The sequence below is a fragment of the Streptomyces sp. CNZ287 genome, from assembly GCF_007827615.1.
In genome coordinates this window covers 807,325-827,917 of record NZ_VISV01000001.1, presented here as the reverse complement: position 1 = coordinate 827,917, position 20,593 = coordinate 807,325, and the positions used below count along the sequence as shown (strand labels likewise).

Sequence of the window (20,593 nt, the reverse complement as noted above, 5' to 3'; positions counted from 1 at the left end):
GGGGGCTCTCGCGTAGACGTGCGCGCGGGAGGGCTCAGAGGACCCGCACGGCCGATGTGGGCATGTAGTACGACATCTCCTGGATGACCACGCCCTTCGACGGGTTGGCCGCGTCCAGGTACTTGCCGTCGCCGATGTAGACGGCCACGTGGTACGCCGAGCCGGTGCCGCCCCAGAAGACCAGGTCGCCGGGCTGGACGTCGGAGACCGCGACCGGGGTGCCGACCGTGGACTGCTCCGCGGCGGTGCGGGGGAGCTCCACGCCGACGGTGCGGAACGCGGCCTGGGTCAGGCCCGAGCAGTCGTACGACGCGGGGCCGGTGGCGCCGAGCACGTACGCCTTGCCGACCTGGGCGTTGAGGAAGTCGAGCACCGTGCCGACGCTGCCCGACGCGGCCGGGGCCGCCGCGGGGGTCTCGGCGGCGGGCGCGGAGTCGGCGGTGGAGGCGTCCGGGGCCGAGGCCGCGGCCAGTTCCTCGCGCTCCGCCGCGCGGGCCGCTGCGCGCTCCCTGGCGCGCTCCTCGGCGGCGGCGCGGGCCTCCACCTCCTTCTTGGCCTTCGCGGCCGCCTTGCGGGCGTCCTCGGCGGCCTCCTGGGCGTTCGTGCGCAGTTCGAGGCGGAGGGCCGCGGTCTGGGTGGCGTCGGCGCTCTGCTCGACGCCGGTGGTGAGGGCCGTGCTCACGTCCACGGTGGGGAGTGCGGCGGTCGACTCCGTGGCCGTCGAACCGGTGGTCCTGCTGGTGTCGGCGAGGGCGGGAGCGGACGCCGCCGTCGCGACCATGGTGCCGAGGGCGCCACCGGCGACTCCGGTGCGGACGACCCACGCGGGGGCCTGCCGGCGCCGGGGCTTCCGGTGGCTGGGTATGTGCGGTTTACGGGACATGAACACCAGCGCTATCAGGGGGAAGGACCCTGTTTCAACAGTCGTGGGATGCGCCACACTTGGCTGCCCGGTCTGTGAAATGAGGCATTTGGGCGGTCCGTTCCCCGGGCGCTCGCCGGCGGCCGGCCTTCCCCGCGTCGTTACCCGCTTGATACGCACGGCATTTGGCCCGCCCGCCGAACGTTGCCGGACGGTTATCACTTCTGCCGCCGCAAACCAAGCAAGGACGGTTGCCCGGCAACTCGTACTGTGGTCCATATCACTCGGATCCGTTTCCGCGCCCCCGCTCCCCGCGGAGGCCCTTGCGCGTGTGTGCGTACGGGCCGGGACGGCCGAATAACAATTGAGCGCGACGGCGCTCGAATTCGCCCTCCGGCCGCGCCACGGTGAAATCGGCCGCCTCTCGAACCTCACCGCTCCCACCTCGCTGACCTGCGGCCGGCCGCCGGTGGCGGCGATCCGGTGATCGTTCCGTCGCGCCGAGGGGCCTGCTCCGCGGGCATTCGGCCGTCCGATCGATCACCGGGTGGTTAAGATCACAAAGCCGTAGGGGACCCCCGTGTCACAGATCACAGAGCGATGGGCATAAGATGCCCATCAGTAGGGCTTGTGAACTGCCTCACATGTGAGCGATCTTGGTGGGGCAGGAACGCGAGTCCGGTGTGGACTTGCAGGCAGTCATCGTCGACTGGAGAGGAGCGGGGCCAGCGGTGAACGTATACACGCCGATCCTCGTGCTCGGAGCCATTGCGGCGGCCTTCGCGGTGTTCTCCGTGGTCGCGGCGGCGCTGGTGGGTCCGAAGCGCTACAACCGGGCCAAGCTCGAGGCCTACGAGTGCGGCATCGAGCCGACGCCGATGCCCCCCGGTGGGGGCCGCTTCCCGGTCAAGTACTACCTGACGGCGATGTTGTTCATCATCTTCGACATCGAGATCGTCTTCCTCTACCCCTGGGCCGTCTCGTTCGACGCCCTGGGGATCTTTGGGCTCGTGGAGATGCTGCTCTTCGTGCTCACCGTCTTCGTCGCGTACGCCTACGTGTGGCGGCGCGGCGGACTGGAATGGGACTAGGGGGTACTACGAATGGGACTTGAAGAAAAGCTCCCGAGCGGGTTCATCCTCAGCACGGTCGAACAGGCCGCGGGGCTGGCGCGCAAGTCGTCCGTGTTCCCGGCGACGTTCGGGCTGGCCTGCTGCGCGTTCGAGATGATGACCGCCGGTGCCGGCCGCTACGACCTGGCGCGCTTCGGCATGGAGGTCTTCCGCGGCTCGCCCCGCCAGGCCGACCTGATGATCGTCGCGGGCCGGGTGAGCCAGAAGATGGCCCCGGTGCTGCGGCAGGTCTACGACCAGATGCCGAACCCCAAGTGGGTCATCTCCATGGGCGTCTGCGCCTCGTCCGGCGGCATGTTCAACAACTACGCGATCGTGCAGGGCGTCGACCACGTCGTGCCGGTCGACATCTACCTGCCCGGCTGCCCGCCGCGCCCCGAGATGCTCATGGACGCGATCCTCAAGCTGCACGAGAAGATCCGCCACGAGAAGATCGGCGTGAACCGCGAGGAGGCCGCCAGGGAGGCCGAGGAGGCCGCGATGAAGGCGCTCCCGACGATCGAGATGAAGGGTCTTCTCCGGTGAGTGGGGAGAGCGCGGACGGGGTCAACCCCGACCAGGACGTGAACGCCGAGAACCTGCCCGGCAGGCGCGGCGATCACGGCGAGACCATCCGCGTCCAGCGCGGCATGTTCGGCTCCGAGGGCGACGGCGACACCTCCGGCTACGGCGGTCTCGTGCGGAGCGTCCGGCTGCCGGGCGAGTCCGCGCGCCCGTACGGCGGCTGGTTCGACGAGGCCGCCGACGAACTGGAGGGCGCCCTCGAAGAGCAGGGGCTCCTCCCCGCGAACGCCATCGAGAAGGTCGTCGTCGACCGCGGCGAGCTGACCTTCCACGTCGACCGCGCGCACCTGGTCCGCGTGATGCGGACCCTGCGCGACGACCCCGCGCTCCGCTTCGAGCTCTGTACCGGCGTCTCCGGCGTGCACTACCCCGGCGACAAGGGCCGCGAGCTGCACGCCGTGTACCACCTGCGCTCGCTCACCCACTCCCGGCTGCTCCGGGTCGAGGTCAGCGTGCCCGACGACGACCCGCACATCCCGTCCGTCGTGGAGGTCTACCCCACGAACGACTGGCACGAGCGCGAGACCTACGACTTCTTCGGCATCGTCTTCGACGGCCACCCGGCGCTGACCCGGATCTTCATGCCGGACGACTGGCAGGGCCATCCGCAGCGCAAGGACTACCCCCTCGGCGGCATCCCCGTCGAGTACAAGGGTGCCCAGATCCCTGCTCCCGACCAGCGGAGGTCGTACCGATGAGCACCACCCACACGACCGGGGCGGCCCGGGAGACCACCGAGGGCACCGTCTACACCGTCACCGGCGGTGACTGGGACGAGGTCGTCGAGTCGGTCCACCGCGCCGACGACGAGCGGATCGTCGTCAACATGGGACCGCAGCACCCCTCCACCCACGGCGTGCTGCGGCTCATCCTGGAGATCGACGGCGAGACCGTGACGGAGTGCCGTTGCGGAATCGGCTACCTGCACACCGGCATCGAGAAGAACCTCGAATACCGCACGTGGACCCAGGGCTCCACCTTCGTGACCCGCATGGACTACCTGACCTCGTTCTTCAACGAGGCCGGGTACTGCATGGCGGTGGAGAAGCTCCTCGGCATCACCGACGACGTGCCCGACCGGGCCACCGTCATCCGGGTGATGCTGATGGAGCTGAACCGGATCGCCTCCCACCTGGTGGCCATCGCCACCGGCGGCATGGAGCTGGGCGCCACCACGGTCATGATCTACGGCTTCCGCGACCGGGAGCTGGTCCTCGACCTCTTCGAGCTCATCACGGGACTGCGGATGAACCACGCGTTCATCCGCCCCGGCGGGCTCGCCCAGGACCTGCCCCCCGGCGCCGTCGACTCCATCCGCGAGACGATCAAGACGCTCCGCAAGAACTTCCCGGAGTACGACGCGCTGGCCACCAACAACCCGGCGTTCAAGGCCCGGATGCAGGACGTCGCACATCTGGACCTGGCCGGCTGCATGTCCCTGGGCGTCACCGGCCCGGTGCTGCGCGCCACCGGGCTGCCGCACGACCTGCGCAAGACGGACCCGTACTGCGGCTACGAGACGTACGACTTCGACGTCCCGACCGCGGACACCGCCGACGCCTACGGCCGGTTCCTCATCCGGCTGGAGGAGATGCGCCAGTCGCTGCGGATCGTCGAGCAGTGCGTGGACCGGCTGGAGCCGGGCCCGGTGATGGTCGCCGACAAGAAGATCGCCTGGCCCGCGCAGCTCGCGCTGGGGCCCGACGGCCTCGGCAACTCGCTGGACCACATCAAGAACATCATGGGGACCTCGATGGAGGCCCTGATCCACCACTTCAAGCTGGTCACCGAGGGCTTCCGGGTGCCACCGGGGCAGGCGTACGTGGCCCTGGAGTCGCCCAAGGGCGAACTGGGCGTGCACGCCGTCAGCGACGGCGCCACCCGCCCGTTCCGGGTGCACTTCCGCGAGCCGTCGTTCGTGAACCTGCAGGCCATCGCGGCCATGACCGAGGGCGGCCAGGTCGCCGACGTGATCGTGGCGATCGCGTCCATCGACCCGGTGCTGGGAGGCGTCGACCGATGACGACAGCAGAGCAGGGCCAGGCGGCCGTGTCGCTGGGCATGCCCCAGTTGCCGGCCCCGGACTATCCAGCCGAGGTGCGTGAGCGGCTGGCCGCGGACGCCAGGGAGATCATCGCCCGCTATCCGGACAGCCGGTCCGCGCTGCTGCCGATGCTCCACCTGGTGCAGTCGGAGGAAGGCCACGTCACGCGCACTGGCATGCAGTTCTGCGCGGAGATGCTGGACCTGACCGCCGCCGAGGTGACGGCGGTCGCCACCTTTTACACCATGTACCGGCGCAAGCCCTCCGGTGACTACCAGGTCGGAGTCTGCACCAACACGCTCTGCGCGGTGATGGGCGGCGACGCCATCTTCGACGAGCTGAAGGAGTACCTGGGCGTCGGGAACCAGGAGACCACCGAGGACGGCAAGGTCACGCTGGAGCACATCGAGTGCAACGCCGCCTGCGACTTCGCCCCCGTGGTGATGGTCAACTGGGAGTTCTTCGACAACCAGACCCCCGAGTCCGCCAAGCGGCTCGTGGACGATCTGCGCGCCGGCGCGGAGGTGCACCCCACCCGCGGCGCGAAGCTGTGCACGTTCAAGGAGACCGCCCGCATCCTGGCCGGATTCCCCGACGAGCGCCCTGGCGCCGTCGCGGAGTCCGGCGGTGCGGGCCCCGCCTCGCTCATCGGGCTGCGCATGGCCAAGGGCGAGGAGCCGGCCGCGCGCGTGGTCAGCCAGCGCGCCGAGCCGCACCCGGCCCACCCGCCGGCGGACGCGCTGGAGGACCAGCCGCCCGCCGGCCACCCCAGTTCGCACGACGCGCCGCAGCAGACCTCCGCGTCCGACCCGGCGCACCCGCCCACCGCGTCCGCGGATGAGCCCACCGAGGAGGAGGGCGCGTGATGACCGTCGACTCGCCGGAGAAGCTGCTGACCCCGGTGCTCTCCGCCTTCTGGGACGACCCGGAGTCCTGGACCCTGGACACGTACCGGCGGCACGAGGGCTACCAGGGGCTGCGCAAGGCCCTCGCGATGTCGCCCGACGACGTCATCGCGTACGTCAAGGACGCCGGCCTGCGCGGCCGCGGCGGCGCCGGCTTCCCGACCGGCATGAAGTGGCAGTTCATCCCGCAGGGCGACGGCAAGCCGCACTACCTCGTCGTCAACGCGGACGAGTCGGAGCCGGGCACCTGCAAGGACATCCCGCTGCTCTTCGCCAACCCGCACTCCCTCATCGAGGGCATCGTCATCGCCTGTTACGCGTTCCGCTCCAACCACGCGTTCATCTACCTGCGCGGCGAGGTCGTGCCGGTGCTGCGCAGGCTGCACGAGGCGGTGCGCGAGGCGTACGCCGCGGGCTTCCTCGGCAAGAACGTGCTGGGCTCCGGGCTCGACCTGGACGTCACGGTGCACGCTGGCGCCGGCGCGTACATCTGCGGCGAGGAGACCGCGCTGCTCGACTCGCTGGAGGGCCGGCGCGGCCAGCCCCGGCTGCGTCCCCCCTTCCCGGCCGTCGAGGGCCTGTACGCCTGCCCCACTGTGGTGAACAACGTCGAGTCCATCGCCTCCGTTCCCGCCATCATGAACAAGGGCAAGGAGTGGTTCCGCACGATGGGCAGCGAGAAGTCCCCGGGCTTCACGCTGTACTCGCTCTCCGGCCACGTCGCCCGCCCCGGCCAGTACGAGGCGCCGCTCGGCATCACCCTGCGCCAACTGCTCGACATGGGCGGCGGCATGCGCCCCGGCCACCGGCTGAAGTTCTGGACCCCCGGCGGCTCGTCCACCCCGATGCTCACCGACGAGCACCTGGACGTCCCCCTCGACTACGAGGGCGTCGGCGGCGCCGGCTCCATGCTCGGCACCAAGGCGCTCCAGTGCTTCGACGAGACGACCTGCGTGGTGCGGGCCGTCACCCGCTGGACCGAGTTCTACGAGCACGAGTCCTGCGGCAAGTGCACCCCCTGCCGCGAGGGCACGTACTGGCTCGTCCAGCTCCTCCGCGACATCGAGGCCGGCAAGGGCGCCCTCGCCGACCTCGACAAGCTCAACGACATCGCCGACAACATCAACGGCAAGTCCTTCTGCGCCCTCGGCGACGGCGCCGCCGCGCCGATCTTCTCCTCGCTGAAGTACTTCCGCGACGAGTACGAGCAGCACATCACCGGCGGCGGCTGCCCCTTTGACCCGGCCAGATCCACCGCCTGGGCCGACACCCCCGGCTCCACGACCCACCAGGAGGTGACCGCGTGACCGTCACGGAGCCGGAGAAGGCACCGGAGAAGGCCGCCGCTCCGGAGAACATGGTCACGCTGACCATCGACGGCGCCGAAGTCAGCGTGCCCAAGGGCACCCTGGTCATCCGGGCCGCCGAGCAGCTCGGCATCGAGGTACCGCGGTTCTGCGACCACCCGCTGCTCGACCAGGTCGGCGCCTGCCGCCAGTGCATCGTCGAGATCGAGGGCCAGCGCAAGCCGTCGGCGTCCTGCACCATCACCTGCACCGACGGGATGGTGGTCAAGACCCAGCTCACCTCGGCCGTCGCCGAGAAGTCGCAGCGCGGCGTGATGGAGCTGCTGCTCATCAACCACCCGCTGGACTGCCCGGTCTGCGACAAGGGCGGCGAGTGCCCGCTGCAGAACCAGGCGATGTCCGCAGGGCAGGCCGAGAGCCGCTTCGACGGCCAGAAGCGCACCTTCGAAAAGCCGGTGCCGATCTCGACCCAGGTGCTGCTCGACCGCGAGCGCTGCGTGCTGTGCGCGCGCTGCACCCGGTTCTCCAACCAGATCGCGGGCGACCCGATGATCGAGATGCTGGACCGCGGCGCGCTCCAGCAGGTCGGTACGGGCGAGGGCGTGCCCTTCGAGTCGTACTTCTCGGGCAACACCATCCAGATCTGCCCGGTCGGCGCGCTCACCTCGAAGATGTACCGCTTCCGCTCGCGCCCCTTCGACCTGATCTCCTCGCCGTCCGTCTGCGAGCACTGCGCCGGCGGCTGCGCCACCCGCACCGACCACCGCCGCGGCAAGGTCATGCGGCGGCTCGCCGCCAACGACCCGGCGGTCAACGAGGAGTGGATGTGCGACAAGGGCCGCTTCGGCTTCCGCTACGCCCAGCTCCCCGACCGGCTCACCCAGCCGCTGGTCCGCGACGACAGCGGTGAACTGCAGCCGGCGAGCTGGCCCGAGGCGCTGCGCGCCGCGGCCGCGGGGCTCGCGGCGGCCCACGGGCGGGCCGGGGTGCTCACCGGCGGGCGGCTGACGCTGGAGGACTCCTACGCGTACGCGAAGTTCGCGCGCGCCGCGCTCGGCACCAACGACATCGACTTCCGCGCCCGGGTGCACAGCGCCGAGGAGACCGCGTTCCTGGCCGCGCAGGTCGCGGGGAGCGGCCGCGGCGTCACGTACGGCGCGCTGGAGAAGGCGCCCGCGGTGCTGCTCGCCGGTCTCGAGGCGGAGGAGGAGGCGCCCGGCGTCTTCCTCCGGCTGCGCAAGGCGTGGCGGAAGAAGGGCCTGAAGGTCTACTCGATCGCCCCCTTCGCCACCCGCGGCCTGACGAAGGCGGGCGGCACGCTGCTGCCGGCCGCCCCCGGCACCGAGCCGAGCTGGCTCGACGCCCTCGGCTCCGGCGCCGGGCTCGGCGAGGACGGCAAGGCCGCGTCCGACGCGCTGCGCCAGGAGGGCGCGGTGATCCTCGTCGGGGAGCGGCTGGCGGGGGTACGGGGCGCGCTCTCCGCCGTGGTACGTACCGCGGAGGCCACCGGCGCCACCCTCGCGTGGGTCCCGCGCCGCGCGGGCGAGCGCGGCGCGATCGAGGCCGGCGCGCTGCCCGGGATGCTCCCCGGCGGCCGCTCCGGCACCGACACCGAGGCCCGCCGCGAGACGGCCGCCGCCTGGGGCCTGGCGGAACTGCCCACCGGGGCGGGCCGCGACACCGGCCGGATCCTCGACGCGGCGGCGGCCGGGGACATCGGCGCGCTGCTCGTCGGCGGCGTCGAGGTCACCGACCTGCCGGACCCGGAGAAGGCCCGCGAGGCGCTGGACCGGGCCGCGTTCGTGGTCAGCCTGGAGCAGCGGCCCAGCGAGGTCACCGAGCGGGCCGACGTGGTCTTCCCGGTGGCCGCGGTCGCCGAGAAGCAGGGCACTTATCTCAACTGGGAGGGCCGCGCCCGGCCGTTCGAGGCCGCGCTGAAGCCGGACCAGATGACCCGCCGGCTCGCCCCCGCCGACCAGCGGGTGCTGCACATGCTCGCCGACGCCCTCGACGTCCACCTGGGCCTGCCGGACGCCCGTACGGCACGGGCCGAGCTGGCCCGCCTCGGCGTCCGCACCGAGGGCCCCCGCCCCACCCCGCCGGACGAGCGGGCCGCGCCGCTGCCGCAGCCCGGCGCCGGCGAGGCGGTGCTCGCGGGCCACCGGCTGCTGCTCGACGAGGGCCGGCTGCAGGAGGGCGACGACGCCCTGGCCGGCACCCGCCACGAGGCGGCGGCCCGGCTCTCGCCCGCCACCGCGGAGGCCACCGGCGTCGCCGACGGCGACCCGCTCGCGGTCACGGGACCGGCCGGCACGGTGACGCTCCCGCTGCGGGTCACCGCGGAGCTGCCCGACCAGGTCGTCTGGCTGCCGATGAAGTCGACCGCACCGGGCGTGACGGCGGCCACGGGCGCGAACCCCGGCGACCTGGTCCGGGTGTCCGCCGTATCCAAGGAGGTCGAAGCGTGAGTGCGATGCGGAAGCGCTGCGCGCGATCGCGCGGCGGAGATGCGTACATGACGGAGGCACGACGGTGATCGCAAGCGCATCCGCGGCGCAGGGCGCGAGCGTCCTCGCCGCGGAGGATCTCAGCTTCTTCGGGGGCGACCCCTGGTGGCTGATCCTCCTCAAGGCGGTCTTCTGCTTCGCGTTCCTGATGGTGACGGTCCTCATGGCGATCGTCTTCGAGCGCAAGGTCCTGGGCTGGATGCAGCTCCGCATCGGCCCGAACCGGCACGGTCCCTGGGGCCTGCTGCAGTCGCTCGCCGACGGCGTGAAGCTGATGTTCAAAGAGGACATCATCGTCAAGGGCGCCGACAAGGTCGTCTATATCCTGGCGCCGCTGCTCGCCGTGATCCCCGCCTTCATGGCCATCGCGGTCATCCCCTTCGGGCCGGCCGACAACCAGGTGTCGATCTTCGGCGAGCGCACCGCGATGCAGCTCACCGACCTTCCGGTCGCCATGCTGTACGTGCTGGCCACCGCCTCCATCGCCGCCTACGGCGTCGTGCTCGCGGGCTGGGCGTCCAACTCGACGTACCCGCTGCTCGGCGGCGTCCGCGCGACGGCCCAGGTGATCTCGTACGAGGTCGCGATGGGCCTCTCCTTCGCCGCGGTGTTCCTCTACTCCGGGTCGCTGTCGACGTCGGAGATCGTCGCGGCGCAGGACGACCGCTGGTTCGCGGTGCTGCTGCCGGTCTCGTTCATCGTGTACCTCATCGCGATGGTCGGTGAGGCGCACCGGCTGCCGTTCGACATGCCGGAGTCCGAGGGCGACCTGGTCGCGGGGTACTCCACCGAGTACTCGTCGATCAAGTTCGCGATGTTCATGCTCTCCGAGTACGTGCACATGGTGACGCTGTCGGCCGTGGCCGTCACGCTCTTCCTCGGCGGCTGGCGCGCGCCCGCCCCGGTCAGCACCGTCTGGGAGGGTGCGAACACCGCCTGGTGGCCGATGCTCTGGTTCACCGGCAAGGTCCTCGTCCTCCTCTTCGTCTTCGTCTGGCTGCGCGGCACGCTCCCACGGGTCCGCTACGACCAGTTCATGAAGCTGGGCTGGAAGGTCCTCATCCCGGTCTCCATGGTCTGGCTGATGCTGGTCGCCACCGTCCGGGCGCTGCGCAACGAGGACGTGGACTTCACCGAGATCGTGCTCTACATCGCCGGCGGGCTGCTGGTGATCCTGCTGCTCTCCTTCGTCGTGGACATCTTCCGCGACCGCAAGGAGAAGGAGGAGGCGGCCCGCGAGGCGGCCAAGCCCACACCGGAGTTCGACCCGATGGCGGGCGGCTACCCCGTACCGCCGCTGCCCGGTCAGACCCTCCCGCCCGTGCCCCGCCGTCCCTCGCGCCGCGAGCGCGAGCTGGTGGGCACGAACGGTCCCGGAGGCGACACTGAGGAGGCCGACAATGGCTGATCAGAAGGACGAGAAGAAGGACAAGCAGGGGTTCGTCAACCCGGTGGCCGGCTTCGGCGTGACCTTCAAGGCCATGTTCAAGAAGCGGCTGACCGAGCAGTACCCCGAGTACAAGAAGCCGACGGCGCCCCGCTTCCACGGCCGCCACCAGCTCAACCGGCACCCGGACGGGCTGGAGAAGTGCATCGGCTGCGAGCTGTGCGCGTGGGCCTGTCCGGCGGACGCGATCTACGTCGAGGGCGCGGACAACACCGAAGAGGAGCGCTACTCGCCCGGTGAGCGCTACGGCCGCGTCTACCAGATCAACTACCTGCGCTGCATCCTGTGCGGGCTCTGCGTCGAGGCGTGCCCCACCCGGGCGCTGACCATGACGAACGAGTACGAACTGGCCGACCGCAGCCGCGAGTCGCTCATCTACACCAAGGACGAGCTGCTCGCCGGTCTCCAGGAGGGCATGGTCGACTCGCCGCACGCGATCTACCCGGGGATGACGGAGAAGGACTACTACAGCGGCCTGGTCACGGAGGCCGCCCCGGGTACGGAGCGCCAGGTTGCCGTCAGCAAGGGCGAGTCGGCACCGGAGCCGGCGCCGCACTCCGAAGGAGCCCAGGCATGAACGCCCTCGCCCAGGCCGGCTACACCACGTCCACCGGGGAGGCGACCCAGTTCTGGGTGCTGGCCGTCTTCGCCGTCGCCGGTGCGCTGGGCACCGTGCTGATGAAGAAGGCGGTGCACTCGGCGCTCTGCCTCGCCGGGACGATGGTGATCCTGGCGGTCTTCTACCTCGCCAACGGCGCCTACTTCCTCGGCGTCGTGCAGATCGTCGTCTACACCGGCGCGGTCATGATGCTCTTCCTCTTCGTGCTCATGCTCGTCGGCATCAGCGCGGCGGACTCGCTGAAGGAGACCATCAAGGGCCAGCGCTGGCTGGCGATGGCCTGCGGAGTCGGCTTCGGCATCCTGCTGATCGCCGGCATCGGCAACGCGAGCCTCGACACCTTCGAGGGCCTGGAGGACGCCAACTCCGGCGGCAACGTCCACGGTCTGGCCGCGCTGATCTTCCGCGACTTCGTCTTCGCCTTCGAGCTGACCGGCGCGCTGCTGATCACCGCCGCGGTGGCGGGCATGGTCCTCACCCACCGCGAGAAGACCGAGCGCACCCCGACCCAGCGCGAGCAGGCCGCGCAGCGCGTACGCGACGGCGTCCAGGTGCCGCCGATGCCGGCGCCCGGCGTCTACGCCCGCCACAACGCGGTGGACCTCCCGGGCCTGCTGCCCGACGGCACGCCGTCCGAGCTGACCGTCAACCGCACGCTGCGCGACCGCGGCCAGATCCGGGACGTCTCCGCGCAGGCGCTGGCGGATCTCGCCGCCATAGAGCAGCGCACCGCCGACTACCAGGGCAAGGCCCTGGAACCGGACACCGGCGACGACGACGGTGACGGCTCCGTCGGCGCGAACGCCGGCGGTAAGGCCGGAAAGGGAGAGGGCGAGTGAACCCGGTCAACTACCTGTATCTCTCCGCGCTGCTGTTCACCATCGGCGCGGCCGGGGTGCTCATCAGGCGGAACGCCATCGTGGTGTTCATGTGCATCGAGCTGATGCTGAACGCCTGCAACCTGGCGCTGGTCACGTTCTCCCGGATGCACGGGAACCTCGACGGCCAGATCGTCGCGTTCTTCACCATGGTCGTCGCCGCCGCGGAGGTCGTGGTCGGCCTGGCGATCATCGTGTCGTTCTACCGCTCCCGCCACTCGGCCTCGGTCGACGACGCCGCTTTGATGAAGCTGTAAGGGGACGCACCAGTGGAGTCACTCATCGGATTGCTCGTCGCGGCGCCGCTGCTCGGCGCGGCGGTGCTGCTCTGCGGCGGGCGGAGGCTGGATCGCACGGGCCATTGGCTCGGCACGGGCCTGGCCTTCACCTCCTTCGTCCTCGGCCTCGTCCTCTTCGCCGACATGCTCGGCAAGGACGGCGAGGAGCGGGCGCTGCACAGCCACCTCTTCACCTGGATTCCGGTCGAGGGGTTCCAGGCGGAAGCGGCGTTCCAGCTCGACCAGCTCTCGATGACGTTCGTGCTGCTGATCACCGGCGTCGGCTCGCTCATCCACCTGTACTCCGTGGGCTACATGGAGCACGACGAGCGCCGCCGCCGGTTCTTCGGCTATCTGAACCTCTTCCTCGCGGCGATGCTGCTGCTGGTCCTCGCGGACAACTTCCTGCTGCTGTACGTCGGCTGGGAGGGCGTCGGTCTCGCCTCGTACCTGCTGATCGGCTTCTGGCAGCACAAGCCGAGCGCGGCGACGGCGGCCAAGAAGGCGTTCATCGTCAACCGCGTCGGCGACGTCGGCCTCTCCATCGCGATCATGCTGATGTTCGTCACCTTCGGCACCTTCGCGTTCGAGCCGGTGATGAACTCGGTCGGCGAGACCAGCGAGGGCAAACTGACGGCGATCGGCCTGATGCTGCTGCTCGCGGCGTGCGGCAAGTCCGCTCAGGTGCCGCTGCAGTCCTGGCTGGGCGACGCGATGGAGGGCCCCACGCCGGTCTCCGCGCTGATCCACGCCGCCACGATGGTGACCGCGGGTGTCTACCTGATCGTCCGTTCCGGCGCGATCTTCGACGCGGCGCCGGACGCGCAGCTCGTCGTCACGATCGTCGGCGCGGTCACGCTCCTCTTCGGTGCGATCGTCGGTTGCGCGAAGGACGACATCAAGAAGGCGCTGGCCGGCTCGACCATGTCGCAGATCGGCTACATGATCCTGGCCGCCGGGCTCGGCCCGATCGGCTACGCGTTCGCGATCATGCACCTCGTGACCCACGGCTTCTTCAAGGCCGGGCTCTTCCTCGGCGCGGGCTCCGTCATGCACGGCATGAACGACGAGGTCGACATGCGCAAGTACGGCGGCCTGAGGAAGTACATGCCGGTCACGTTCATCACGTTCGGCCTCGGCTATCTCGCCATCATCGGATTCCCGGGCCTGTCGGGCTTCTTCTCCAAGGACCTCATCATCGAGGCGGCGTTCGCCAAGGGCGGTACGCAGGGCTGGATCCTGGGCGGCGCGGCACTGCTGGGCGCGGCGCTCACCGCGTACTACATGACGCGCGTGATGCTCATGACGTTCTTCGGCGAGAAGCGCTGGGAGCCGGACGCGAACGGCAACGAGCCGCACCCGCACGAGTCGCCGAAGACGATGACGATCCCGATGATCGTGCTGGCGATCGGCTCGGTCGGCGCGGGCGCGTTCTTCGACATCGGCGAGCGGTTCGTGCACTGGCTGGAGCCGGTCACCGGCTTCGAGCACGGGCACCTGCCGGACGGCCTGAGCGTCGGCATCGTCACCGGCGCCACCGTCACCTGCATGGTCCTCGGTGTCGTGGTGGCCTGGCTGCAGTACGGCCGCCGCCCGGTCCCCGCCGCCGCACCGCGCGGCTCCCTGCTCACCCGCGCCGCCCGGCGCGACCTGCTGCAGGACGACTTCAACCACGTGGCGCTGGTCAAGCCCGGCGAGTACCTGACCCGCGGCCTGGTCTACCTGGACCACAAGCTGGTCGACGGCATCGTCAACGGAACCGCGGCGGCGTTCGGCGGGCTCTCCGCCAGGACCCGGCGGATCCAGAACGGCTACGCCCGCAGCTACGCGGTCTCGATGTTCGGGGGCGCGGTGGTCCTCATCGCCGCCACCCTGCTGATGAGGGCGGTCTGAACCCATGGCTGATTCTTCGACGTTCCCGCTGCTGACGATCACCGCGGCGGTCCCGGCCGTGGGCGCGATCGCCACCGCCGCGGTGCCGGCGGCCAAGCGCGAGCTGGCCAAGTGGCTCGCGCTGGGCGTGTCGCTGGCGACGCTGGTGCTGGCCGCGGTGATCGCGGTCCGGTACGACCCGGACGGCGACCGCTTCCAGCTCACCGAGTCGCGGGCGTGGATCGCCGACTTCGGGGTGAGATACGAGCTGGGGGTCGACGGCATCGCCGTCGTGCTGGTGGCGCTCACGGCGCTGCTGATCCCGTTCGTCATCCTCGCGGGCTGGCACGACGCGGACCCGGTCACTGCATCCGATAGCGGCTCCGCCGCGGGCAAGTCGTCCCGCTGGCGCCCCACCCAGGGCTTCTTCGCGCTGATCCTGGCCGTCGAGGCGATGGTGATCGTCAGCTTCCTGGCCACGGACGTCTTCCTCTTCTACATCTTCTTCGAAGCCATGCTCATCCCGATGTACTTCCTCATCGGCGGCTTCGGGGACAAGGCGCACGAACACGGCGAGGAAGAGGCGGCGCGGCAGCGCTCGTACGCGGCCGTGAAGTTCCTGCTGTACAACCTGGCCGGCGGCCTGATCATGCTGGCCGCGGTGATCGGCCTCTTCGTCGTCACCAACGACCAGCTCGGCGCGGGCACGTTCTCGCTCCAGGAGATCCTCCAGGCGCGCGCCAACGGCGACCTGGACATCTCGACGAACACCGAGCGGCTGCTCTTCCTCGGCTTCTTCTTCGCCTTCGCGGTGAAGGCGCCGCTGTGGCCGCTGCACACCTGGCTGCCCAACGCCATGGGCGAGTCCACCCCGCCGGTCGCCGTCCTCATCACCGCGGTGGTCGACAAGGTCGGCACGTTCGCCATGCTCCGCTTCTGCCTCGGGCTCTTCCCCGAGGCGAGCGACTGGGCGACGCCGGTGGTGCTGGTGCTCGCGCTGGTGAGCATCCTGTACGGCGCGCTGCTCGCGATCGGGCAGCGGGACATCAAGCGGCTGATCGCGTACGCCTCGATCTCCCACTTCGGCTTCATCGTGCTGGGCATCTTCGTGATGACCAGCCAGGGCCAGGCCGGGGCGACGCTGTACATGGTCAACCACGGCATCTCCACCGCCGTCCTGATGCTGGTGGCCGGGTTCCTCATCACCCGGCGCGGCTCGCGGCTCATCGGCGACTACGGCGGTGTGCAGAAGGTGGCGCCGGTGCTGGCCGGCACCTTCCTGATCGGCGGCATGGCCACGCTGTCGCTGCCGGGGCTCGCGCCGTTCGTCAGCGAGTTCCTGGTGCTGGTGGGCACGTTCAGCCGCTACCCGGCGATCGGCATCATCGCCACCGTGGGCATCGTGCTGGCCGCGATCTACGTCCTCGTCCTGTACCAGCGGACGATGACGGGGCCGGTCACCGAGAAGGTCGCGAAGCTGCCCGACCTGCGGGTGCGCGAGGTGCTGGTGGTCGCGCCGCTGATCGCGCTCCTCATCGGCCTCGGCGTGTACCCGAAGCCGCTCACCGAGATCGTCAACCCGGCCGTCGAGCACACCATGTCCGACGTGCAGAAGTCCGACCCGGAGCCCGATGTGAACCCTGTGGAGGCCGCGCATGAGTAGGGGTGTCCACAGCCTGTGGATGGCGCAGGACGGTGTCGACAAGATCAAGGCGCCGCACATCGAGTACGACCTGCTGGCGCCCACGCTGATCGTCATCGGCGCGGCCGTGCTGGGCATCGCCATCGAGGCGTTCCTGCCCCGGAGGCACCGGTACGCCGTCCAGGTCGGGCTCGCCACGCTCGCGATGGCCGGCGCGTTCGGCGCGGTCGTCGCCCTGGCCGCCACCGGCAAGGGCACCGACGAGGCGCAGACCGCCGCGATGGGCGCGCTGGCCGTCGACGGCCCGACGCTCTTCCTCCAGGGCGTCATCCTGCTGGTCGGCGTGCTCGGGGTGTTCACCTTCGCCGAGCGCCGGCTGGACCCGGTCGCGCACGGCAACCGGGTCGACTCCTTCGCCGCCGAGGCCGCCGCCGTACCCGGCGGCAAGGCGGAACAGGCCGCGGTCAAGGCCGGGTTCACCACCACCGAGGTGTTCCCGCTGCTGCTCTTCGCGACCGGCGGCATGCTCATCTTCCCGGCCGCGAACGATCTGCTGACGCTCTTCATCGCGCTGGAGGTCTTCTCCCTGCCGCTGTACCTGCTCTGCGCCGTCGCCCGCCGCAAGCGGCTGATGTCGCAGGAGGCGGCGGTGAAGTACTTCCTGCTGGGCGCCTTCTCGTCGGCGTTCCTGCTCTTCGGCGTCGCGCTGCTCTACGGCTACGCGGGCAGCGTGCGCTACGCCGAGATCGCCGACGTCGTCGCGGGCAACCCGCAGCACATGACCCCGGCGCTCGCCGACACCATGGGCAACGACGCGCTGCTGCTCATCGGCGGCGCGATGGTGCTGCTCGGCCTCCTCTTCAAGGTCGGCGCGGTGCCGTTCCACATGTGGACCCCGGACGTCTACCAGGGCGCCCCCACCCCCGTCACCGGCTTCATGGCCGCGGCCACCAAGGTCGCCGCGTTCGGCGCGCTGCTGCGGCTGCTGTACGTCGTGCTGCCGGGCATGAAGTGGGACTGGCGGCCGGTGATGTGGGGCGTCGCGATCGTCACGATGGTCATCGGCGCGATCCTCGCGATCACCCAGACCGACGTGAAGCGGCTGCTGGCGTACTCGTCCATCGCGCACGCGGGGTTCATCCTCGCGGGTGTCACCGCGGCCAACGAGGAGGGCATCTCCTCGGTGCTGTTCTACCTGGCCGCGTACGCCTTCGTGACGCTCGGCGCGTTCGCCGTCGTCACGCTGGTGCGGGATGCGGGCGGCGAGGCGACGCACCTGTCCAAGTGGGCGGGGCTCGGCCGGCGTTCGCCGCTGGTCGCGGCGGTCTTCGCGGTGTTCCTGCTGGCGATGGCGGGCATCCCGCTGACCAGCGGCTTCGCCGGGAAGTTCGCGGTGTTCAAGGCGGCGGCGGACGGCGGCGCGACGCCGCTGGTCGTCGTCGGCGTCATCGCCTCGGCCATCGCCGCGTTCTTCTACGTCCGCGTCATCGTGCTGATGTTCTTCAGCGAGCCGCGTCCCGAGGGCCCCGCGGTGACCGTGCCGAGCGCCTTCACCGTCACCGCCATCGCCGTCGGCCTGGCCGCGACGCTGGTGCTGGGCGTGGCGCCGCAGTACTTCCTGGATCTGGCCGGGGACGCGGGAGTGTTCGTCCGCTGAGCCGCGGGGTGGGGGGGGGGCCCCCCCCCCCCCCCCCGCCCCCGGGGGCCCCCCCCCCCCCGGCCCCCCGGGGGGGGCCCCCCCGCGGGGGGGGGGGGGGGGGGGCGCCCCCCCGGGGGCCCCCCCCCCCCGCGTGGGGCGGCCCCCCGCCCCGGCCCCCCCCCGCGGCCGGGGGGGGGGGGGGTTGGGGGTGGGGGGGGGGGGGGGGGGGGGGGTGGGGGGGGGGGGGGGGGGGGGGGGGGGGCCCCCCCCCCCCCACCCCGGAGCCTGCTGGTCCCGCCGCCCGCTAGTCCCGCGGCGGGGTCCAGCCGGTCGGTTTGACCTGGCCGTGGACTCCGCCGAGGGCGATCCGCACGCCGTTCGGTCCCGGGGCCCAGCCGTCGATGGCGACGGTGTCCCCGTCCTCCAGCCACGGGCCCTCGCCCTTCGTCAGCTCCAGCAGCGAGCCCACCTGACCGGGTTCCGGGCCGCTGACGGTGCCGGAGGCGTAGAGGTCGCCGGTGCGCACGGAGGCGCCGTTGACGGTCATGTGGGCCAACTGCTGCGCCGCGGTCCAGTACATGGAGGCGAACGGCGGGCGGGAGACCGGCTCGCCGTTGATCCGTACCTCGAGTCGCAGGTCGTAGCCGTCGACGGAGGCGTCCGGGCCGGTGTCGTCGAGGTACGGCAGCAGCGGATGCGTGCGCTCCGGCGGGGCGACGCGGGCGGCTTCGAGGGCGTCGAGGGGGGTGATCCAGGTGCCGATGGACGTGGCGAAGGACTTGGCCTGGTGCGGGCCGAGGGGGCGCTGCTCCCACGGCTGGACGTCGCGCGCGGACCAGTCGTTGACCAGGCAGACGCCGAAGACGTGGTCGCGGAAGGCGGTACGGGGCACGGGCGTGCCCATCCGCGACGGTACGCCGACGACGAAGCCGACTTCGGCCTCGATGTCGAGGCGGATGCTGGGTCCGAAGACAGGGCCGGGGTCGTCGGCGGCGCGCTTGCGCTGGCCGGCGGGGCGTACGACGGGGGTGCCGGACGGGACGATCGTGCCGGACCTGCCGTGGTAGCCGATGGGCAGGTGCTTCCAGTTGGGGGTCAGCGGCTCCTCGCCGGGGCGGAAGATGCGGCCGACGTTGGCGGCGTGGTGCTCGCTGGAGTAGAAGTCGACGTAGTCGCCGACCTCGAACGGCATGTGCGGCACGACGCGGTCCACCTCGTGCAGGTGCTGCTCGACGGCGGCGCGGTGCGCCGGGTCGGTGAGCCAGTCGGTCACCTCGGCCCGTACGGCCTGCCACACCGGCCGGCCCGCGGCCATCAGCGGCGCCAGCGTCCGGGCGGCGAGCAGCGCGGTGTGCGGGGAGCCCAGGGCCGCCGCGACGGCGGCGGTGTCCAGGACGTGATCGCCGTAGCGCACGCCTACGCGGGGGGTCGTGCCGTCGGGTGTGGAGACGACACCGTACGGAAGGTTGTGCGGCCCGAAGGGATCGCCTTCTGGCACGTCGAGCGGGCTGTGCTCGGACATCGCGGGATCCTGCCTCATCGTGGTCGGCGGGCTGGGGACCTCAGGCTACGACCCCCAGGTCGGCCTAGGGGAAGCCGCCCGACGTGATCGTCGCGTGACCGGATACGCTGCGAACGTGGTGCATGGTGGTTGCTAACGACACATCGACAATCTGTTCCACGTGAACGTCTGCAGACAGGAGGAGCCCTCGTGACCGTGGTCGCGCCCTTGGGGCTCAGCGTTCAGGACCGAGCCTTGGAAGCCGATGTCGAGGCCGGACTGGCGGCCGTCGAAGAGGGGCTGCTCGAAGCCACGAAGAGCGATGTGCCGTTCATCACCGAGGCCGCGCGGCATCTCGTCCGCGCGGGCGGCAAGAGATTCCGCCCCCTGCTTGTCATGCTCGCCGCGCAGTTCGGCGACCCGCACGCGCCGGGCGTCGCGCCCTCCGGCGTCGTCGTCGAGCTGACCCACCTGGCCACGCTCTACCACGACGACGTGATGGACGAGGCGGCCGTACGCCGCGGCGTCCCCAGCGCCAACAGCCGCTGGGCCAACTCCGTCGCCGTCCTCACCGGCGACTTCCTCTTCGCGCGCGCCTCGCGGCTCCTCGCCGACCTGGGCCCCGAGATGGTCCGTATCCAGGCCCAGGCGTTCGAGCGGCTGGTCACCGGGCAGATCCTGGAGACCGCGGGGCCGACCGAGGGCCGCGACCCGGTCGACCACTACCTGGACGTGCTCGCCGGCAAGACCGGCTCCCTCATCGCCGTCTCCGGCCGCTTCGGCGCGCTGACGGCGGGCGCGGACGAGTCGGTGGTGGAGGTGCTGACGCAGTACGGCGAGCGCATCGGCATCGCCTTCCAGCTCGCGGACGACCTGCTCGACATCACCAGCGACGGCACCGAGTCGGGGAAGACCCCGGGCACCGACCTGCGCGAGGGCGTCGCGACGCTGCCGGTGCTGCACCTGCGTGCCGCCGCCCAGCGCCACCGCAAGCCGGCGGACCTGGAGCTGGCGGCGCTGCTCGCCGACGACCTGACGGACGACTCGCGGCACGCGGAGGCCCTGGCCCGGCTCCGGGTCCACCCGGCGGTGGAGCAGGCCAGGCGGGACACCGTGCGGTACGCGGCGGAGGCGCGGGCGATCCTGACGGCGCTCCCGGCGTGCCCGGCGCGGACGGCCCTGGAGGGGCTGTGCGACGCGGTGGTGGACCGCGCGGGGTAGGGGTGCCGGCCGCGCTCCGGGGGCGGATGGCCCGTACAAGGGTCAGGGTGATCCCCCTCCCGGGGCGGATGCCGTCATACGACAGGAGTAATCGAAGCTGCACCCAGGGGCTGACGCCACGGGCCGTCCGGTTTGTTGTGATGGAGGGGAAGCCGTGACGCAGCGAATGACTTT

General features: G+C 71.1%; 17 protein-coding genes. 15 read left to right on the top strand and 2 right to left on the bottom strand.

The genetic code is table 11. The features are described from left to right. Positions 1-34 precede the first annotated feature (34 nt). The gene (locus tag FB457_RS03865) at positions 35-781 is read right to left on the bottom strand and encodes a C40 family peptidase (RefSeq protein WP_145780890.1); all 747 of its coding nucleotides are present in this window, start codon (positions 779-781) and stop codon (positions 35-37) included. An 812-nt stretch (positions 782-1,593) separates the two neighbouring features. On the opposite strand from FB457_RS03865, the gene FB457_RS03860 reads away from it, so the two are divergent. The 14 genes from FB457_RS03860 to nuoN all read left to right on the top strand — a co-directional run bounded on the left by FB457_RS03860 (position 1,594) and on the right by nuoN (position 17,715). Continuing rightward, positions 1,594-1,953 carry an NADH-quinone oxidoreductase subunit A gene (locus tag FB457_RS03860; RefSeq protein ID WP_018840719.1) on the top strand — a complete coding sequence of 120 codons (360 nt, stop codon included), beginning with the start codon at positions 1,594-1,596 and terminating at the stop codon, positions 1,951-1,953. 12 nt (positions 1,954-1,965) lie between these two features. Beyond that, on the top strand, positions 1,966-2,520 hold the full coding sequence (locus tag FB457_RS03855) for a NuoB/complex I 20 kDa subunit family protein (RefSeq protein WP_047017472.1): 555 nt from the start codon (positions 1,966-1,968) through the stop codon (positions 2,518-2,520). Continuing rightward, entirely contained in the window at positions 2,517-3,257 is a 741-nt protein-coding gene (locus FB457_RS03850; RefSeq protein WP_047017473.1) for an NADH-quinone oxidoreductase subunit C, read from the top strand. Before FB457_RS03855 ends, FB457_RS03850 begins: the two co-directional genes overlap by 4 nt. Then, a complete protein-coding gene (locus tag FB457_RS03845; protein ID WP_047017474.1) occupies positions 3,254-4,582 on the top strand; it encodes an NADH-quinone oxidoreductase subunit D in 1,329 nt (442 codons plus the stop codon). Before FB457_RS03850 ends, FB457_RS03845 begins: the two co-directional genes overlap by 4 nt. Continuing rightward, entirely contained in the window at positions 4,579-5,469 is an 891-nt protein-coding gene (nuoE, locus tag FB457_RS03840) for an NADH-quinone oxidoreductase subunit NuoE (protein ID WP_047017475.1), read from the top strand. Before FB457_RS03845 ends, nuoE begins: the two co-directional genes overlap by 4 nt. Next, a complete protein-coding gene (nuoF, locus tag FB457_RS03835) occupies positions 5,469-6,815 on the top strand; it encodes an NADH-quinone oxidoreductase subunit NuoF (protein ID WP_047017476.1) in 1,347 nt (448 codons plus the stop codon). The genes nuoE and nuoF overlap by 1 nt, the downstream gene beginning before the upstream one ends. Continuing rightward, the gene (locus tag FB457_RS03830) at positions 6,812-9,283 is read left to right on the top strand and encodes an NADH-quinone oxidoreductase subunit G (protein ID WP_145780794.1); all 2,472 of its coding nucleotides are present in this window, start codon (positions 6,812-6,814) and stop codon (positions 9,281-9,283) included. Before nuoF ends, FB457_RS03830 begins: the two co-directional genes overlap by 4 nt. Positions 9,284-9,347: 64 nt before the next feature. After that, positions 9,348-10,730: an NADH-quinone oxidoreductase subunit NuoH gene (gene nuoH, locus FB457_RS03825; RefSeq protein WP_047017478.1), complete on the top strand. Its 1,383-nt coding sequence runs from the start codon at positions 9,348-9,350 to the stop codon at positions 10,728-10,730. Continuing rightward, entirely contained in the window at positions 10,723-11,346 is a 624-nt protein-coding gene (gene nuoI / locus FB457_RS03820) for an NADH-quinone oxidoreductase subunit NuoI (RefSeq protein WP_047017479.1), read from the top strand. The genes nuoH and nuoI overlap by 8 nt, the downstream gene beginning before the upstream one ends. Further along, positions 11,343-12,227: an NADH-quinone oxidoreductase subunit J gene (locus FB457_RS03815; protein WP_047017480.1), complete on the top strand. Its 885-nt coding sequence runs from the start codon at positions 11,343-11,345 to the stop codon at positions 12,225-12,227. Before nuoI ends, FB457_RS03815 begins: the two co-directional genes overlap by 4 nt. After that, positions 12,224-12,523, top strand: a complete 300-nt coding sequence (gene nuoK, locus FB457_RS03810; protein WP_047017481.1) for an NADH-quinone oxidoreductase subunit NuoK — start codon at positions 12,224-12,226, stop codon at positions 12,521-12,523. Before FB457_RS03815 ends, nuoK begins: the two co-directional genes overlap by 4 nt. Before the next feature lie 12 nt (positions 12,524-12,535). After that, on the top strand, positions 12,536-14,437 hold the full coding sequence (gene nuoL, locus FB457_RS03805; RefSeq protein ID WP_047017482.1) for an NADH-quinone oxidoreductase subunit L: 1,902 nt from the start codon (positions 12,536-12,538) through the stop codon (positions 14,435-14,437). Positions 14,438-14,441: 4 nt separating this feature from the next. Beyond that, positions 14,442-16,079, top strand: a complete 1,638-nt coding sequence (locus tag FB457_RS03800; RefSeq protein ID WP_047017483.1) for an NADH-quinone oxidoreductase subunit M — start codon at positions 14,442-14,444, stop codon at positions 16,077-16,079. Then, positions 16,072-17,715, top strand: a complete 1,644-nt coding sequence (gene nuoN / locus FB457_RS03795) for an NADH-quinone oxidoreductase subunit NuoN (protein WP_047017484.1) — start codon at positions 16,072-16,074, stop codon at positions 17,713-17,715. The genes FB457_RS03800 and nuoN overlap by 8 nt, the downstream gene beginning before the upstream one ends. 286 nt (positions 17,716-18,001) lie before the next feature. Here the strand turns inward: nuoN and FB457_RS03785 are convergent, their stop codons facing one another. Further along, on the bottom strand, positions 18,002-19,219 hold the full coding sequence (locus FB457_RS03785; protein ID WP_145780792.1) for a fumarylacetoacetate hydrolase family protein: 1,218 nt from the start codon (positions 19,217-19,219) through the stop codon (positions 18,002-18,004). A gap of 189 nt (positions 19,220-19,408) precedes the next feature. Here FB457_RS03785 and FB457_RS03780 point away from each other — a divergent pair, with 189 nt between their 5' ends. Next, positions 19,409-20,419 carry a polyprenyl synthetase family protein gene (locus FB457_RS03780; RefSeq protein ID WP_047017486.1) on the top strand — a complete coding sequence of 337 codons (1,011 nt, stop codon included), beginning with the start codon at positions 19,409-19,411 and terminating at the stop codon, positions 20,417-20,419. The last annotated feature ends 174 nt before the right edge of the window (positions 20,420-20,593 follow it).

Coding starts and splice junctions, on each gene's coding strand:
- FB457_RS03855 (WP_047017472.1), top strand. CDS start 1,966: ATGGGACTTGAAGAAAAGCTCCCGAGCGGGTTCATCCTCAGCACGGTC.
- FB457_RS03785 (WP_145780792.1), bottom strand. CDS start 19,219: ATGTCCGAGCACAGCCCGCTCGACGTGCCAGAAGGCGATCCCTTCGGG.
- nuoF (WP_047017476.1), top strand. CDS start 5,469: ATGACCGTCGACTCGCCGGAGAAGCTGCTGACCCCGGTGCTCTCCGCC.
- FB457_RS03815 (WP_047017480.1), top strand. CDS start 11,343: ATGAACGCCCTCGCCCAGGCCGGCTACACCACGTCCACCGGGGAGGCG.
- FB457_RS03865 (WP_145780890.1), bottom strand. CDS start 781: ATGGTCGCGACGGCGGCGTCCGCTCCCGCCCTCGCCGACACCAGCAGG.
- nuoN (WP_047017484.1), top strand. CDS start 16,072: ATGAGTAGGGGTGTCCACAGCCTGTGGATGGCGCAGGACGGTGTCGAC.
- nuoI (WP_047017479.1), top strand. CDS start 10,723: ATGGCTGATCAGAAGGACGAGAAGAAGGACAAGCAGGGGTTCGTCAAC.
- FB457_RS03845 (WP_047017474.1), top strand. CDS start 3,254: ATGAGCACCACCCACACGACCGGGGCGGCCCGGGAGACCACCGAGGGC.
- nuoE (WP_047017475.1), top strand. CDS start 4,579: ATGACGACAGCAGAGCAGGGCCAGGCGGCCGTGTCGCTGGGCATGCCC.
- FB457_RS03800 (WP_047017483.1), top strand. CDS start 14,442: ATGGCTGATTCTTCGACGTTCCCGCTGCTGACGATCACCGCGGCGGTC.